The sequence below is a fragment of the Klebsiella sp. GFKo11 genome, assembly GCF_056490265.1.
This window is the reverse complement of record NZ_CM151369.1, coordinates 5739606-5756027: the sequence shown is the minus strand read 5'-3', so window position 1 is coordinate 5756027 and position 16422 is coordinate 5739606. Positions and strand designations below refer to the sequence as shown.

The 16422-nt window shown below is 53.8% G+C and carries 17 protein-coding genes; 7 read left to right on the top strand and 10 right to left on the bottom strand.

Features of this window, described 5'->3' with window-relative positions; all coding sequences use genetic code 11:
* Position 1 precedes the first annotated feature (1 nt).
* From AC07P6_RS27580 to AC07P6_RS27570, 3 genes are read right to left on the bottom strand one after another with little or no spacing between them, the layout of a single operon-like run.
* Positions 2-778: an enoyl-CoA hydratase/isomerase family protein gene (locus AC07P6_RS27580; protein WP_182235745.1), complete on the bottom strand. Its 777-nt coding sequence runs from the start codon at positions 776-778 to the stop codon at positions 2-4.
* Positions 779-787: 9 nt separating this feature from the next.
* Complete coding sequence (locus AC07P6_RS27575; RefSeq protein ID WP_478315140.1) at positions 788-1633, bottom strand: sugar phosphate isomerase/epimerase family protein; 846 nt, start codon at positions 1631-1633, stop codon at positions 788-790.
* A 9-nt stretch (positions 1634-1642) separates the two neighbouring features.
* Positions 1643-2434, bottom strand: a complete 792-nt coding sequence (locus AC07P6_RS27570) for a 3-ketoacyl-ACP reductase (protein ID WP_478315139.1) — start codon at positions 2432-2434, stop codon at positions 1643-1645.
* Between the two features lie 209 nt (positions 2435-2643).
* Here AC07P6_RS27570 and AC07P6_RS27565 point away from each other — a divergent pair, with 209 nt between their 5' ends.
* Positions 2644-3294, top strand: coding sequence for a TetR/AcrR family transcriptional regulator (locus AC07P6_RS27565; RefSeq protein WP_181486507.1), 651 nt, complete (start codon positions 2644-2646; stop codon positions 3292-3294).
* On the opposite strand, the gene AC07P6_RS27560 is transcribed toward AC07P6_RS27565, so the two are convergent.
* Positions 3278-3940 (bottom strand): OapA family protein, encoded by a 663-nt coding sequence (locus AC07P6_RS27560; RefSeq protein ID WP_478315138.1) that lies wholly within the window; start codon positions 3938-3940, stop codon positions 3278-3280. The genes AC07P6_RS27565 and AC07P6_RS27560 overlap by 17 nt on opposite strands.
* A 268-nt stretch (positions 3941-4208) precedes the next feature.
* On the opposite strand from AC07P6_RS27560, the gene fklB reads away from it, so the two are divergent.
* The 4 genes from fklB to AC07P6_RS27540 all read left to right on the top strand — a co-directional run bounded on the left by fklB (position 4209) and on the right by AC07P6_RS27540 (position 8646).
* Positions 4209-4829 (top strand): BamJ family beta-barrel-assembly machinery protein, encoded by a 621-nt coding sequence (gene fklB, locus AC07P6_RS27555; protein WP_182235749.1) that lies wholly within the window; start codon positions 4209-4211, stop codon positions 4827-4829.
* 306 nt (positions 4830-5135) lie between these two features.
* The gene (cycA, locus tag AC07P6_RS27550; protein ID WP_434660489.1) at positions 5136-6539 is read left to right on the top strand and encodes a D-serine/D-alanine/glycine transporter; all 1404 of its coding nucleotides are present in this window, start codon (positions 5136-5138) and stop codon (positions 6537-6539) included.
* Positions 6540-6699: 160 nt separating this feature from the next.
* Positions 6700-7212 carry a hypothetical protein gene (locus AC07P6_RS27545; protein WP_478315137.1) on the top strand — a complete coding sequence of 171 codons (513 nt, stop codon included), beginning with the start codon at positions 6700-6702 and terminating at the stop codon, positions 7210-7212.
* An 18-nt stretch (positions 7213-7230) separates the two neighbouring features.
* Positions 7231-8646: a hypothetical protein gene (locus AC07P6_RS27540; protein ID WP_478315136.1), complete on the top strand. Its 1416-nt coding sequence runs from the start codon at positions 7231-7233 to the stop codon at positions 8644-8646.
* A 39-nt stretch (positions 8647-8685) separates the two neighbouring features.
* Here the strand turns inward: AC07P6_RS27540 and ytfE are convergent, their stop codons facing one another.
* The 4 genes from ytfE to AC07P6_RS27520 all read right to left on the bottom strand — a co-directional run bounded on the left by ytfE (position 8686) and on the right by AC07P6_RS27520 (position 12232).
* Positions 8686-9348, bottom strand: coding sequence for an iron-sulfur cluster repair protein YtfE (gene ytfE / locus AC07P6_RS27535; RefSeq protein WP_304255388.1), 663 nt, complete (start codon positions 9346-9348; stop codon positions 8686-8688).
* Positions 9349-9431: 83 nt separating this feature from the next.
* A complete protein-coding gene (locus tag AC07P6_RS27530; RefSeq protein ID WP_434664273.1) occupies positions 9432-10403 on the bottom strand; it encodes a DMT family transporter in 972 nt (323 codons plus the stop codon).
* Between the two features lie 75 nt (positions 10404-10478).
* Complete coding sequence (locus AC07P6_RS27525; RefSeq protein ID WP_304255390.1) at positions 10479-11303, bottom strand: AraC family transcriptional regulator; 825 nt, start codon at positions 11301-11303, stop codon at positions 10479-10481.
* Positions 11304-11383: 80 nt separating this feature from the next.
* A complete protein-coding gene (locus AC07P6_RS27520) occupies positions 11384-12232 on the bottom strand; it encodes an SDR family oxidoreductase (RefSeq protein WP_478315135.1) in 849 nt (282 codons plus the stop codon).
* A gap of 90 nt (positions 12233-12322) precedes the next feature.
* On the opposite strand from AC07P6_RS27520, the gene AC07P6_RS27515 reads away from it, so the two are divergent.
* Positions 12323-12700, top strand: coding sequence for a winged helix-turn-helix transcriptional regulator (locus AC07P6_RS27515; RefSeq protein WP_112216241.1), 378 nt, complete (start codon positions 12323-12325; stop codon positions 12698-12700).
* Positions 12701-12728: 28 nt separating this feature from the next.
* Here the strand turns inward: AC07P6_RS27515 and cpdB are convergent, their stop codons facing one another.
* Complete coding sequence (gene cpdB, locus AC07P6_RS27510; protein ID WP_478315134.1) at positions 12729-14681, bottom strand: 2',3'-cyclic-nucleotide 2'-phosphodiesterase; 1953 nt, start codon at positions 14679-14681, stop codon at positions 12729-12731.
* Between the two features lie 189 nt (positions 14682-14870).
* Between cpdB and cysQ the strand changes: the two genes are divergently transcribed.
* Positions 14871-15614 (top strand): 3'(2'),5'-bisphosphate nucleotidase CysQ, encoded by a 744-nt coding sequence (cysQ, locus tag AC07P6_RS27505; protein WP_478315133.1) that lies wholly within the window; start codon positions 14871-14873, stop codon positions 15612-15614.
* Here the strand turns inward: cysQ and AC07P6_RS27500 are convergent.
* On the bottom strand, positions 15604-16161 hold the full coding sequence (locus AC07P6_RS27500) for a YtfJ family protein (protein ID WP_139540969.1): 558 nt from the start codon (positions 16159-16161) through the stop codon (positions 15604-15606). The two genes, cysQ and AC07P6_RS27500, sit on opposite strands and share 11 nt — an antisense overlap.
* Positions 16162-16422: the final 261 nt, after the last annotated feature.

Sequence of the window (16422 nt, the reverse complement as noted above, 5' to 3'; positions counted from 1 at the left end):
CTTATTGATTCTGGAAACTCACCTGGCTTTTATTGGCAAAAGCCTGCGTCGCCTGCTGGCAGTCCTGGGTGGCGGACATTAATCCAGCCAGTAGTTGGTGCGAGTAGTCGGCATGTTTATTTTCCAGTGCCAGAATGAGCTGCTTAATATGCGCCAGGGCGACCGGGCCGCATTTCTCTACTGCACTAAGCTGATTCGCAAGCCAGCTCTCCGCTGCCTCTTTTTCCACGACTTCATTAATCAGCCCTGCGGATTGCGCCTCCTGGGCGTTAAGACGTTGACCCAGCATCAGCATCTGGCGGCCCACCACCGGACCGACCTGATTCAGCACCCGCTCGATGCCCAGCCAGCCGGGGACCATGCCGAGCATCACTTCTGGGGTAGAGAATTTTGCCGTCGGCCGGGCAATGCGAACATCGCAACTCAGCGCCAGTTCGATGCCGCCGCCGATGGTGTGACCGTTAATATTCGCCACGGTAAGCTGCGGTAAATTGCGCAGGCGGGAAAAAACCTCGTTGCCGCGCTTAATCCATTTTCGGCCCATATCCAGCGGTGAATAAGCGGACCAGGATTTAATATCACCGCCTGCGCAGAAAAATTTATCCCCGGTGGCGGTTAATTCCACCAGGCGCAGCGAGGTGTCATTTTCAATTTCGTTTAAATAGCGATCGAGTAATTCGATCATCTCTTCATTAATAGCGTGACATTTATCTTCACGGTTCAGCGTCAGGCGACAGGAAGCCGCCGCTCTGCTAAACAGAACGGGTTGTTCATTCATGATTCATCCTTAGCAATAATGCGCGATGCGGTCGACGCTAATATCCAGCGTGCTGTTGATATCCTTTTGCCACCAGTTGTGCGGTGAGAAAATTTCTAATTCCACCGCGCCGTTAAAACCGGCGTTTTCCACCAGCCGACGAATCGACGGGATATTAATCACGCCATCGCCCGGCATACCCCGGTCATTGACTAAATCGGTGGTCGGCACCAGCCAGTCTGAGACGTGAAAGGCCAGAATGCGTTTCCCCTCTCGCAGGATCTGATTCGCCAGATCCGGATCCCACCAGACGTGGTAAACATCCACCGCTACGCCCAGCCCGTATTCGCCGTCGGGATCGAGTTCATCGCACCAGTCCAGCGCCTGGCGCAGGGTGCACAGGCAGGAGCGGTCGGCGGCGGTCATCGGGTGCAGCGGCTCCAGGGCGATAGGCACGCCGACTTCCCTTGAATGCGGCAATAACTGGCGAATGCCGTACTTCACCTGCTCCCGCGCCTCGTATAAATCTTTGCTCCCCTGCGGTAGTCCGCCCACCACCTGCATATAGCAGGCGGCATTCAGGGTTGCGGCATCGTCCAGAGCACGGCGGTTGTCATCAATGGCGATCTTACGTTCTGACAGCGTCGGCGCGGTGTAGTACGTGCTGCGGCAGTATCCGGACACCGCCATATTGTTCGCCTTCAGCTGCTGGGCGATGTTTGCTAAATTTTCGCCCGCAAGCTCTCTTCGCCACGGCGCAATCGCGCCAATACCGCGCTCGGCGCAGGCATCAATGATGGCGGGCAGCGGCATTTTGTAGCCGAGCGTCGCGGTATTGATGCTAAACAGGTCGGGGCGTTGCAACAAATCTCTCATTCTTCGACCTCAGAAACGCGGCATGCTCAGGCCGCCATCAATCGCAACAGCCTGCCCACAGGTGTAGATCAGCTTGCCTTCCGCCATGGCACGGACGGTTGAAGCGATATCTGCCGGGAAGCCCCAGCGGCCCCACGGCACCAGCCCTTTGGCGATCAGATCGTCATAGTAGGCGGTGGCGGGAACGGTCATTTCGGTTTTAATCAGCCCGGGACGGACTTCATAAACGCCAATTTGCTCGTTGCACAGGCGGGCTGCGAACAGGCGAGCGGCGGCAGAGACGGCGGTTTTGGCCATCGTGTATTCGCCGCGATTCATTGCCAGCATGATGGCGTTGATTGAGCTGACGAAAATAATCGAGCGATGCGGGAGTTCGTTTTCCGGCTTCGGCTGCGCCAGCAGGCGCTTGCTGAACGACTGCGCGAGGAAGAAGGGGGCGCGGGTGTTGACGGCAATATTTTCGTCAAAGCTGTCCGGCTGCATGTCGAGAATATCGCCGCGCTTTTTGACCGAGATCCCGGCGTTGTTCAACAGGCAATCCAGCCGACCCCATTGATTTTGCGCGGCGTCGAGCATCTCTTCGTGCAGCGACAGGTCGGCAATATCCGCCGGGAAGCTGATAACCTCCGCGCCTTCGGCGATGCATTCCTGCTGGGTGGCTTTCAGCTTTTCAATACTTTCAGCATCCGGACGATCGTTGATTAAAAGATTGAATCCGGCACGAGCCAGCTCAAGCGCGCAGCCTTTGCCAATACCGCGAGCGGCTCCGGTGATGATGGCGACGGATTTATTCGATGTCATTTGTAACCTCACAATGAAGAAGGGCATCCCCTGGTGGTATCAAAATGCCTCCGGAACATTAAAAGATCAACCATCTAGTTGGTTGGTTTGTGAGTTCGATCACTGGGTTCTTAATAACATACTGAATTGTATTGTTTTTATGCTTTTTACTGGAGCTGGTGCAAAATAACGTTATGATAAGTACCGCGTGGGGCGAATGGGGAACCGGAATGTATCTTGATACCAGCAATGCACAAAGCCTGAAAGAAAAACTGCTTTTAAGCGCAGTCAATGAATTTGCCGAATATGGTTATGAAGGCGCCAGGGTTGATAATATTGTTAAAGCGGCAGAGTGCAGTAAACAAACCGTTTACCACCACTTCGGTAATAAAGAAAATTTATTTATCGAAGTCCTGGAATATATCTGGAACGATATTCGCCAGAAAGAGAAAAATCTTGATGTATCAGGGCTTTCCCCTAATAAAGCCATCGAGAAGATTATCGATTTTACGTGGGATTATTACATCGACAATCCCTGGTTTCTCAAAATCGTTCATAGTGAAAACCAGAGCAAAGGTGTTCATTATGCAAAATCAACGCGTCTGCCGGAAATTAACCACTCGCACCTGCAACTAATGGCTTCGCTGCTTGACGAAGGGAAGCGACAAAATATCTTCAAAGCCGATATCGACCCGCTCCAGGTCAATATTAGTATTGCCGCCCTTGGGGGGTATTACTTAATTAACCAGCATACTTTAGGGCTGGTTTACCACATTAGTATGGTCTCGCCGCAGGCTCTGGAAGTCAGGCGTCGGGTCATCAAAGAAACCATTCTGAGCTGGCTTCTCGTGACGCCTGGTTCTCTTAGCGGGCGCGAATAAAGCTACCGTTCGACTGGCGGGTAAACAACACCTGCTGGCCGCCGCCGGTATCGATAGTCAGCCCGGTCACCACGCCGCTGGCGTTCTGGCGAATCTGCACCGTCTGCCCGGTTTGCAGTGTACTGAGCGGTTTACCCGGGCCTTCCACCTGCGCCATGGCGTAAACATCGGTTGGCGGCAGGTTATGGTCGCGGAATAGCTGCGCGAGAGTTTTACCTGATTCAATGCGATAGGTCCGCCACTGCTGCTCTATACCGGGGGTTGATTGTGGCTCCTGGTACGGTTGAGATGCAGTCTGCTGTGGTGCCTGGTCCGGTTGTTCATCCTGAATGGGCTCCGGCGCAACCGGTGCCATCTGGTCGGCGTCGTTGACCGGCGGCGTGTTGGTGATAGGCGGCAACGGGACGGCCTGATTGCCTGAAGATTGCGGCTGCGACTGAGATTGCAGGTCGAGATTCGCTTCACGGCTGGCCTGCGCCGGGCTGCTGTTATCTTCAGACGGGAGCAGAATACCGATAATCACCAGCAGGGCACCAGCAATGATGCCCCGGCGATGCATGGGCGGTAATGGGTCCATGATGCGAATACGATCCGGGGCGTGCCAGATCTTCGCCAGGGTAGATGTCAGTTCAAAGCGCCCGGGCATGGCTTTCCTCCTGCTCCGCATATTTTTATCCTGCTCTCTAGAGTATAGATGGCTAACTTCCTGAAGGACGAGACAAAGATATGTTTCGTGAGGTTAACCTTACTTCTCTATTGTTTCTGTTTCCCTTAGATTTGTCATCATCCAGGCGACAAAGTTTTACCCGTCGTGCTGCGACTGCTATGCTTCCCACCTATTTTTCTCTACTCGTCGTCTTCTCGCAATTCGAGATCCATAGAGTATGAGATTCCCCCTGAAAAAAGGAACAAAGATGGCAACCCCGACTTTTGACACGACTGAAGCACAGGCAAGTTACGGTATCGGCTTGCAGGTTGGACAACAGCTGAGCGAATCTGGCCTGCAGGGGCTGCTACCGGAAGCGCTGGTCGCCGGTATCGCTGATGCATTGGAAGGTAAACAGCCGCAGGTGCCGGTGGAAGCCGTTCATCGCGCGCTGCGTGAAATCCACGAACGTGCGGATGCCGTGCGTCGCGAGCGTTTCCAGGAAATGGCCGCGGATGGCGAGAAATACCTGGATGAAAACCGCGAACGCGAAGGTGTGAACAGCACCGAATCCGGCCTGCAGTTCCGCGTTCTGACCCAGGGTGAAGGCCCGATCCCGGCCCGTACTGACCACGTTCGCGTTCATTACACCGGTAAACTGATTGACGGTACCGTCTTTGATAGCTCCGTCGCGCGCGGCGAGCCGGCTGAGTTCCCGGTAACCGGCGTTATCGGCGGCTGGATTGAAGCGCTGACCCTGATGCCGGTGGGCTCCAAATGGGAACTGACCATTCCACACAACCTGGCCTACGGTGAGCGCGGCGCGGGAGCATCCATTCCTCCGTTCAGCACCCTGATTTTTGAAGTTGAACTGCTGGATATTATCTAAACAGCAGGGGCTTCCTCTCCCGTTAGGGGGAGGGGGCGCTTTAAATAGTGTAAAACCCTTAAGTTAGGAATTTATTAGAGCTTTGTATTGCATATCTGCTTTATGGGTGTATTTTTGTGAGCTCTTTCGCGCAACTGGAGTGATATAACACTCACTTTAAACATAAAATTAACATTATCTCTAAATCATAGTATTCATCCCTCCGATTCTTACCTAATATCGATAAACCCCTCGTTCCAGGGTTAAGACGAATTAAGGGCCAATAGAGCCCGAACAACACAGACAGGTACAACAGGAAAAAATCACATGGTAGATCAGGTCAAAGTCGCTGCCGACGAGCAGGCTCCGACTGAACAATCGCTGCGGCGAAATCTCACTAACCGGCATATTCAGCTTATTGCTATCGGTGGTGCGATAGGCACCGGGCTGTTTATGGGCTCCGGCAAAACTATTAGCCTCGCCGGGCCATCAATTATTTTTGTTTATATGATAATCGGCTTCATGCTGTTTTTCGTCATGCGCGCCATGGGTGAATTACTGCTTTCGAATCTCGAATATAAATCGTTTAGCGACTTTGCCGCCGACCTGCTGGGGCCGTGGGCAGGCTATTTTACCGGCTGGACCTACTGGTTCTGTTGGGTGGTCACCGGCATGGCGGACGTGGTGGCGATCACCGCCTACGCTCAGTTCTGGTTCCCGGGGCTTTCCGATTGGGTTGCATCGTTGGCGGTTATTCTGCTGCTGCTGAGCCTTAACCTCGCCACCGTGAAGATGTTCGGTGAGATGGAGTTCTGGTTTGCGATGATCAAAATCGTCGCCATTGTGGCGCTGATCGTGGTTGGGCTGGTGATGGTGCTGATGCACTTCCAGTCACCGACCGGCGTCGAAGCCTCTTTCGCTCATCTATGGAATGACGGCGGCTGGTTCCCGAAAGGTATTAGCGGATTCTTTGCCGGCTTCCAGATAGCAGTCTTTGCTTTTGTCGGTATCGAGCTGGTGGGCACCACGGCGGCGGAAACCAAAGATCCGGAGAAATCCCTGCCGCGCGCAATTAATTCCATCCCGCTGCGTATCATTATGTTCTACGTTTTCGCGCTGATTGTGATTATGTCGGTGACGCCGTGGAGCTCAGTGGTACCGTCGAAGAGCCCGTTCGTTGAGCTGTTTGTGCTGGTCGGTCTGCCAGCGGCAGCCAGCCTGATTAACTTCGTGGTGCTGACTTCGGCGGCTTCTTCCGCCAACAGCGGCGTATTCTCGACCAGCCGTATGCTGTTTGGTCTGGCGCAGGATGGACAGGCACCGAAAATGTTCGCCAAACTGTCTAAGCGTGCTGTCCCGGCGAAAGGCCTGACCTTCTCCTGCATGTGCCTGCTTGGCGGCGTGGTGATGCTGATGGTCAACCCGAGCGTGATTGCTGCTTTTACCATGATCACCACGGTTTCAGCGATTCTGTTCATGTTCGTCTGGACGATTATCCTGTGCTCATATCTGGTGTATCGCAAAAAGCGTCCGCAACTGCATGAGCAGTCTAAATATAAGATGCCGCTGGGCAAGCTGATGTGCTGGGTATGCATGGCGTTCTTCGTCTTTGTGTTGGTGCTGCTGACGCTGGAAGCCGATACGCGCGAAGCGCTGATCGTGACCCCGCTGTGGTTTATTCTGCTGGGGGCTGGCTGGCTGTTTGCTGGTAAGAAACGTCTGGCGAAATAAAATATCGACTGGGTTTACCCCGTTTGAGGGCGTCTACGGACGCCCTTTTTCATGCCCTGAAGACCATCTTGATAGAATCCTAAAAAGTCGACATGCACTGGACAGTACGCCAGGGCTGAGGCTTATCATCAAAATTTGTGACTTATCTCAGGGCGATATTATGGCTAAACAAGTCCGGTGGTTAGTTGTAGCGCTACCTTTATTCACCGGGGCCGCCTGGAGTATGGAGTGTCATGAGTGGCTGCAGGATTGCGGCTTTTTTAATATCGGCCAGGATAAGGTGACATGGCTTAAACATGAGGAAACCGCCGCAGGCAACGATTACAACGTTGAAACCCTGGATGGCGTTGACCCTGAATATTTTTATCTTCTGAATGCGCAGGTGGCCAGCTATAAAGGCCGTATTTATCTGGTGAAAACAAATGAGCTTGGTGAGGGCGATCTGCGCATCATCACCCCGCAGGAACTGCCATCGTTTCTCAATGAAGACTATTTCGCGATGGGGACACTGTACTCCCGAAATTTATCGATGACGGCGAACGGGCAATTATATCGCCAGTTATCTGAAAACGTATGGCAACGCTATAACCCACAATCATCAATATGGATAACGGTGTCGCAAAAACCGACGGGCCTTATTTCTCTATATCCTCAGACAAATTCATCGCGCTAACAGCATCAGGATGACGCCATGTTGCGAAAAAAACAGCTCTGTCTTTCCCTGGTTTTCATGCTGGCCCCGCCGCTCTCTCTGGCCTGCTCCGGTATTCCATCGGCCTCGTTCTCCTATCAGCCAATGGGACAGGGAACGCAATATGTTGTTGAAGACTACAATGATTATGGTATCGATTTTCCGGCGATCCCTCTGCCGCAGGTTAAATTTAGCCAACTGCGGCACGTCCCTGACGCTATCCCGCGTGAGTATGATGAATACGACCCACCTGGCGAGATTAATCATGACGCTGTTATGCGGGCGGCTTTTTCCGAATTAATTAAAAATGGCGGCTGGCGCTTTGACTGGCTGACCGATGGTCGCCATGTTCTGTGGGCGGGGAAAATCGTACAAAATCCTGCGGGTACGCCAAAGGTTGATGTGGTGTCGTTCCGCGCATACGGCCGCTTTGCCGCCGATAAAGACAACCTCTATTTTGACGGCGTGCGCACGGATGATAACCATGGTGAAAAGCGGGTGGATATCGCCTCGCTACAACAGGTTGGCGGTAACCTTCAATTCAATGATTCCGGGGAAGTGCTCAAAGATTACCGCAACCTCTATTTTCAGGGGCGCTGGCTGGGCGAAGCGCAGGGATACGCTATCCTGGGGATTAAATCCTGGGATCCGCGCGGCCCGCTGTCGCCGAAAACGTCCTGCGATCTCAGTAATAATCCCGGGCCGTGGGATACCATTCTGCGTACCGCCACGCAGGTTTTTGTCAACGGCGTAGCGATTGATGGCGACGCGGATTCCTTCCATATTGTGCGCTGGATCCCCGGTTCGCTGCTGATTTATCGCGATAAAGCGGGTGAGAAACGTTACTCATTCGGCAAGGACTGTCTCAACACTTTTGATGTTCAGCAGGATAAAGTCACATGGCTTATGCGTGATGCTTCCCGGCGAGGCGATGACTGCCGGGTAGCAACTATTCCCGATGTCGACCCGCAATATTTCCGTCCGCTTAATGAGACGGCGGCGCAGTATAAGGATTTGTTGTATCAGGTGAAGTTTATTTCTGCACAGGATAAAGCGCTGACGGTGACGCGGTTGCCTGACCCTAAGCTGGAGCTGAAGCGCGGTTTTAATATTGCAGGTAACCAGATCTACGTTATTGATGCTGATAATGTGCAAACTATCGAAGCGACCGGGCCGCTAACGTGGTTTAAACGCCCTGATGGCGTGCGCTCTCCAGACTTTGCTCATGACGGGCGCTATATCTACTATTTAGGCGAATGGCTTATCCACGATGGCTTACGGCGTCACGAAACGCGCGAACTTGATGCCGCTCACCTCAGTGAGAGTGGCGATCTGATCACAGTGGAAGGAACGTACAGCTCTTCTAACAATGAATTTTTTCCGGCCAAAGCGCAAAAGCCGGAACCCTGGCGTTAAATCGTGCGCCGCCGCAACACTGCGACGGCGTGGGATGTCTTAAGCGCCAGCCAGTGCACGCGGGAACAGCACGTTGTTTTCCAGGCTGATGTGCTCCATTAGGTCATCAATGAGTTCGTTGATGCCGTTGTACATCGCTTTCCAGGTGGTGCAGGCTTCTGGTGGCGGCGTCACGTTGTTGGTGATGTGTTTAATCACTTCCAGCAGCTCGCCAGCATCATCATGCTCACTTTCCATCACGCTGATGGGGCCGCCAGCCTGAGTCCCCATCCCCTGTTTGATCATCGGGAACAAAATCTGCTCTTCCTTCATCATATGGCTGGAAAGCTCCTGATGCAGCATGGTCAGATATTTGGTCAAGCCTTTAGGAACGTTAGGTTTGTCGGCGTGAACGCGTTCCACTTTAGTGGCCTGTAAAATCAGCTCCGGCAGCTGCTCGCGGTGCCTGTCGTGGTAGCGAACGATAATATGATCGATGATTTCCGCATACGGCACCACTCGCCAGTCGCGCTCGACTGGCTGCTCCGCCAGTTTCGCTAACTCGGCCTCAATCACCGCGACGTCCAGCTCTTTGCGGGATGCCGCGCGATCCAGCGTCTGTTTGCCGCCGCAGCAGTAGTCCATATCGTATTTACGGAACAGCGCGGAGGCGCGCGGAATTGTCAGCGCCAGCTCACCTAAAGGTTGGTCACGGAAAGCCATATGCAGTTACCTCGTTATCAAAAATATAAGATGTATTTTAAATGCATCTTATTGGCAAGGGAATACCCCTTTAGGGTACCTGGCTATTTTTTCTCGCTGACCAGTTCTTGTAATACGGGTTTTTCCGGACGAGCACGCACTGCGGACACCACGCCGAGCACCAGTAGCAGAATGCCGCTGAACGTCAGAAACGGCGGAAGACTCTGGCGCAAAATAAAGGTATACAGCAGACCGGCGAGGGTTTCGAAGACAATCAGCGGCCCAAGGATCACCGTCGGCAGGCGCTGGCTGGCTACGTTCCAGCACCACGCGCCGACCCATGAACAGAACACGGCGATCGCCAGCATCAACGTGATAAACACCGTTGGGCGCGGGCCAAAGGGCAGCGGAAAGCTAACCTGCTGTCCGTGCAGCCACCAGCAGGCGGCAAGGTATCCGGCCAGCGAAACCGGCAGCGTCACCAGCGCCTGCGCCGTGGCCCACATCATCGGCGGTTTATCGGGGTTTTCCCGCAGCCAGCGCGCATTGCGCAGGGCATACCAGGCCCAACAGACCACAGAAATGCAGGCCAGACCAACGCCGGAGCCATAGCGCCAGGGGCTGAAATCAGGCAGACCCTGACGCAGTTCGGCGATATTGACGCACGCCAGGCCGACGGCAATGCAAATTAGCGCCGGGAACAGACGTCGCCACGGTAGCTTACCGTCACGCTGGCTATAGAGCAGGTTGGCAAAGACCGGCAACACCACCGGCAGGGTACCGATAATCATCGTTGAGACCGGCGCGCCAGTACGTTGAATGGCGCTGGCCAGGCAGACGTAATAGATTAAGTTGCCCATCATGGTCAGCCCCAGCGCCGTCCACCAGTCTTTGCCGGAGAGCTGACGCAGCCGGGCGCGACCAAGCCAGGCCAGCGGCAGGGCAATTAGCCCCAGCGCCAGGTAGCGCCCCATCGACTGCAATACCGCCGGATATTCCGGGACCAATAATGGACCGACGAATATCAATCCCCACATCAACCCTGCCAGCAGGGCATACAGCACACCGCTAATCATCATGTCTTCCATCGCTATTTCTGTTGGCGAAAGTATAGGTGGGGTGAATGCGAGAATATTGTATGAGATTGCGCTTTAGCGCGGGAGAACCTGTTTTTGATAACGTACTGGCGTAATGCCATAGCGGCGGGTGAACGCGCGGGTCAGATGCGACTGGTCGGTTAATCCGGCGGCGAGGGCGACATCGGCGGCGGGCATGCCGTGGGTGAGAAAAGCTTTGGCGCGCCACAGGCGGATAGCCATCAGCATCTGGTGTGGCGTAACGTGGAAGTGGGCCTTAAACTGGCGCTGGAAATGATACGGGCTGAGCGCCGCCACCTGCGCCAGCTCATCCAGGGTAACTGTGCGCATATAGTTGTCGTGCAGATATTCGCGTACGCGCTCAAAGCGGTGAGCAGCCTCGGGCAATATAGCGGCGTGGTGGGCGAACGGACGGAAGGTGTCGATTAAATCCAGCAGCAGACCCTGCTGCGCCAGCGGATCGTCGGTGTGCCACAGGCCGTAGATCAAATTGCCAATTTGCCGGGAGCGCAGCGGGTCCTGACGTACCACTTCCCTGAACCACCAGTGGCGCACGCCGGTCACCTCTTCCAGCATATCCGGATCGAGATATATCATTCGATAGCGCCAGCCATCGGCGGTTTCCGCCTCGCCGGTATGCAGTTCATCGGGGTTCATGGTAACGATGGAGTTGACCGACGCCACGTGCTGGCTGCCGCGATAGCGAAAACGCTCGGCACCGAGTTCAATCGCGCCAATACCAAAGGCTTCGTGGGTGTGTGGTTCAAAGGCGTAGCGGGAGATATGGGCATGGTACAGTTCGACGCCTGGCACCTGCGCCAGGTGGCGAAAGCGCGCGCTGTCTTTTTCATCATTGAACTGTTCTGGTACGCCTTGCATGTAATTACTCCCGACGAACATCCTTTCATTATTGAGGATGGCCCGCCGGGATGCTACAAAAATTAACCAGTATGTAACAGTTACAGAATGCCTTTGACGCTCTCAGCCAGCGTAGTGGTCGGGCGGCCAATCAGCGCGCTCAGGGTGCGGCTATCGTCAAACAGGCCGCCTTTTGATGCGCCAACATCAGAGTCGGCCAGCATATCAGCCAGACCAGCAGGCAGGCCGACGCCTTTCAGCGCAGCGGCGAAGTCGGCTTCGCTGAGGTTTTGATATACCACGTTTTTACCGCTTTGTTTGCCCAGCTCTGCGGCAAGTTCGCTCAGCGTCCAGGCGTCGTCACCCGCCAGTTCATACACTTTCCCGGCATGGCCCTCTTCGACGATCACGCGAGCCGCGGCGGCGGCGTAATCAGCGCGGGTGGCGGAGGCGATTTTGCCGTTACCGGCGGCACCGATAAACACGCCATGCTCAATCGACGGCGGCGCGCTGGCGAGGTAGTTTTCGGTGTACCAGCCGTTGCGCAGCAGGGCATACGCAATATCGGAGTCAGCGAGCATTTTTTCGGTGGCGATATGTTCATCCGCCAGCCCCAGCGGGGATGTATCGGCGTGCAACAGGCTGGTATACGCGATAAATTTCACCCCAGCGGCCTTAGCGGCATTAATCACGTTGCGGTGCTGGACGGCGCGCTGGCCCACTTCGCTCGATGAGATCAGCAGCAGTTTATCGACACCCTGCAGGGCGGCGGTCAACGCGGCTTCATCGCTGTAGTCGCCCTGACGAACCACTACGCCTCGTTGGCTTAGAGATTCGGCTTTGGCAGGATTGCGCACAATAGCGACAATCTGCCCGGCAGGGATGGTGTTTAACAGGTTTTCCAGAACGTGCTGACCAAGCTGGCCGGTAGCACCAGTAATTGCGATCATGGGTCTTCTCCTTCGTGTTCATGAGTAGTTGTGGTAAGCTAACACCTTAACTAACTTTTAGTAAGTACGTACAAAAAGGTAAGTATGAATATGGCGAATCTGACGTTGAGTGAGCAGCTACGCAACGGCAACCTGTTTGCCGAACAGTGCCCTTCACGCGAAGTGCTCAAGCATGTGACCAGCCGCTGGGGCGTACTGATTCTGGTGGCCCTGCGTGATGGCACCCATCGGTTTAGCGATCTGCGCCGCAAGATAGGCGGCGTGAGCGAAAAGATGCTGGCCCAGTCGCTGCAGGCGCTGGAGCTGGATGGGTTTATCGATCGCGTGTCGTATCCCGTTGTACCGCCGCATGTTGAATATAGTCTGACTCCGCTCGGCGAGCAGGTGAGTGAGAAGGTGGCGGAACTGGCTGACTGGATAGAGCTGAATCTGCCCGCAGTTCTGGCGAACCACGAGCAAGTGGCGTGAGCCGGGAGAGTTCCCGGCTAACAGGTCATTACTTACTCAAATCCAGCTGATAAATGGCGAAACCAATCTTGTCGGTATCTACCTGATGCATCGGATACTGTGCTTTCTCTTTAATAAACGCTGCGGCTTTATTGTCCGGTGAAGTCTCAAAGCGAATATCCAGCGGTGTTTTACTGTGGATGGGGGCCAGGCGCCAGTTGTTATCCGCTGTTGGGTGGATCTCTCCATTTTTCTTCGTCTGTGCGTCAACCCAGTCTATCAGCACTGTGCGGTTCTCATCGGTCGAGGCGAAGGCAATATGGTCTTCGCCGGTGCCCTTGAATTTACCGCCGTAGGCGCGGTAGTTGTTGGTGGCAATGAGGAATGTGGCATTCGGGTCAACAGGTTTACCGTTAAAGGTCAGGTTCTTAATCCGCTCGGCTTGCGGATTAATTTCATTACATTCGCCGTCGTAGCGTGCTGGTTGAGTAATATCAATCTGGTAATCCACACCATCAATGACATCAAAGTTATAGGTGCGGAAGTCGTCCCAGTTAATTAGAGATTGTGGTTTACTGCTGGTTGGGTCGATCTGATTGAACTGCCCGGCGGAGCACTCCAGCCACTCTTTGACCTCTGTACCGCTGACCTTCATCACCACCAAAGTATTTGGGAACGGATACAGGTCTGCCGCGTTGCGGAAGGTTAGCTCGCCTTTTTCCACAACAACAAAGCCAGCCGGGTCGTTTTTACGTCCGCCAACCTTGAACGGCGCGGCGGCGGAGAGTACCGGCAGTTTCGCCAGATCCGCCAGGTCAGAATTCTCCTCAAGATGGCGCTCGACATAGGCTTTCTGCGCCATATTCACCACCTGCACGGTCGGATCGTCTTGTACCAGCGCCAGGTAGCTGTACATGTTGTCCGACGATTTACCGATCGGTTTACCGACGAACTCGCGTGTAGCGTCATGGTCGGCTTTTAATACCGCCACCATTTTACTGTCCTGCGCCGCCAGCGATTTTTTTGCGACGGCATCATAAATTGGCCGAGCTTCGGCTTTCGCCTGAGTGACCTGCCATTTACCGCTGTCGTTATTTAGCACCAGATCGACGACCCCAAGATGATCTCCCCACATTCCAGGCATGACCGCCGGAACGCCGTTAAGCGTACCTTTGTCGATATCTGCGCCTTTAATATCGGCGAAATCTTTGCTCGGGAACACCGCATGAGCGTGGCCAAACATAATGGCGTCGACGCCGGGAACTTCGCTTAAATAGTAAACGGAGTTTTCCGCCATCGCCTGATAGGGATCGGCAGAAAGGCCGGAGTGGGCGATCACCACCACCACATCAGCGCCTTTTTCACGCATCTCCGGAACGTATTTTTTGGCAGTTTCGGTAATGTCCTCGACGGTGACCTTATCCTGGAGATTTTTTTTATCCCAGCTCATGATTTGCGGCGGCACAAGGCCAATATAGCCAATACGCAATGTGTGAGTTTTACCGTCATGATCCTGAACCTGAGTATCCTGAATGAGGTAAGGGGTAAACATCGGTTTGTTGGTCGTGGCGTCGATGATATTGGCGTTTACGTAGGGGAATTTCGAACCCGAAAGCGCTTTGCGCAGGAACTCGAGACCATAGTTAAATTCGTGGTTGCCGAGGTTGCCTACCACATAATCCAGGGTATTCATCGCTTTATATACTGGGTGGATATCGCCTTTTTTCTGCCCTTCAGCAACCGTATAGTCAGCCAGCGGGCTTCCCTGGATAGCATCGCCATTATCAACCAGCACGCTGTTTTTGGCTTCCTGACGCGCTTTTTCAATCAAAGATGCGGTGCGTACGAGACCAAATTTTTCCGTCGCGGTATCTTTGTAATAGTCAAAGTCCATCATGTTGCTGTGCAGATCGGTGGTTTCCATAATTCGTAGATCGACCGTTGCCGCATTTACGCTGGCAGCGATCAGCGTGGCCAGCAGCGTTGCGCTAAACTTAATCATCAGAGGCATCCTTTCATGAGCTATGACACAGTAGAAAATGTTTTTACATTCTGTTGCTTACAGAAATGTGAATCATGCCAGAAAAACGGTCAATGAAACCGCCAGCGTTATCACAGATAGCGGAACTCACCATGATGCGATATAAATAAAACAACGAGTTAACGCCACTGTAACCAGAAGAGGTGGAGAATGTTAGAACAAGTATGTCAGCTTGCACGGATCGCGGGTGATGCCATCATGGACGTTTACGATGGAAAACAACCGATGGATGTTGCCAGCAAGAAGGACGATTCTCCGGTCACGGCGGCGGATATTGCAGCGCATAAGGTGATTATTAGCGGCCTGATGGCGTTGACTCCTGATATCCCGGTTCTGTCGGAGGAGGATCCGCCGGCATGGGAAATCCGCCAACACTGGCAGCGCTACTGGCTGGTAGACCCGCTGGACGGTACCAAAGAATTTATCAAACGTAACGGTGAATTCACCGTCAATATCGCCTTGATTGAAAACGGGAAACCGACGCTTGGTGTGGTTTATGCCCCGGTAATGAAGGTGATGTACAGCGCGGAAAAGGGGAAAGCATGGAAAGAAGAGTGCGGCGTCCATAAGCAGATTCAGGTTCGTGATGCGCGCCCGCCGCTGGTGGTGATTAGCCGCTCCCACGGCAATGATCCGGAGCTGAAGGAGTATCTGGAGCAGCTTGGTGAACACCAGACCACCTCAATCGGTTCCTCGCTCAAGTTCTGCCTGGTGGCTGAAGGTCAGGCCCAACTTTATCCGCGTTTCGGGCCGACCTGTACCTGGGACACCGCAGCTGGTCACGCCGTAGCCAGCGCTGCCGGGGCGCACGTTCACGACTGGCAGGGGCGCACCCTTGATTACACGCCGCGTGAATCGTTCCTCAACCCCGGCTTCCGGGTCTCTATTTACTGAGTAGTTTGTGCAGCAGGGCGACCACCTGCTGCACTTCATCCTGAGTGAGCGCACCATCTTTGGCCCACTGCACGCGACCGTCTTTATCCAACACCACGATTGCGGAACTCTCTTCATTAAGCTGCCACGCTTTGCGCACCACGCCATTGCTATCGACAATAAACTGCGACCACGGATAGAGCTGCTTATTGCTCTCAATGCTGCTGCGGACAAATATACTCGAGCCGGGGATAGCATCGTCGGTATTGACGATGGTGGTGGTTTGATAGCGATCGTGCGGCAACTTCGCGCTTTTAATCGCCTCAATCAGCGTTGCGTTTTTCTCTTTTGCCGATGAGCGTCCGGCAATGTGCTGTACGACGCGCACTTTTCCTGCCAGCAGCGAGCTATTCCAGTTTTTATAGCTAAACTTATCATTATCCAGCACTAATTCTCCCCGGTCCGCCACGCCGACCGGCGCGACGCGCTGACCGTCGACAAAGTTATGTGCCGACGCCACCAGTGGGAAGAGGAGACATGAAGCGGCCAGTAATCTACGTAGGGTCATGGTGTTTCCTTTTATTATTTTTGCAGGTGATCCGACCACTTGGTCTTCTTTAATCATAAGTGCGATCTATGAGCATTACCCGCAATGATGGTGCCAGTTTGCGGGTTAACGCACAAATTCGTCCAAAATCGGCGACTTATACTACCTTCATCGGATGCCTGAAACGAAAACTCTGAATTAATGTCATCAAAGAGTAAATAAACTTATACATACTGGGTATCACTCAGATTCTGGACTATAGTTTCAGGGCATTAAAATTTG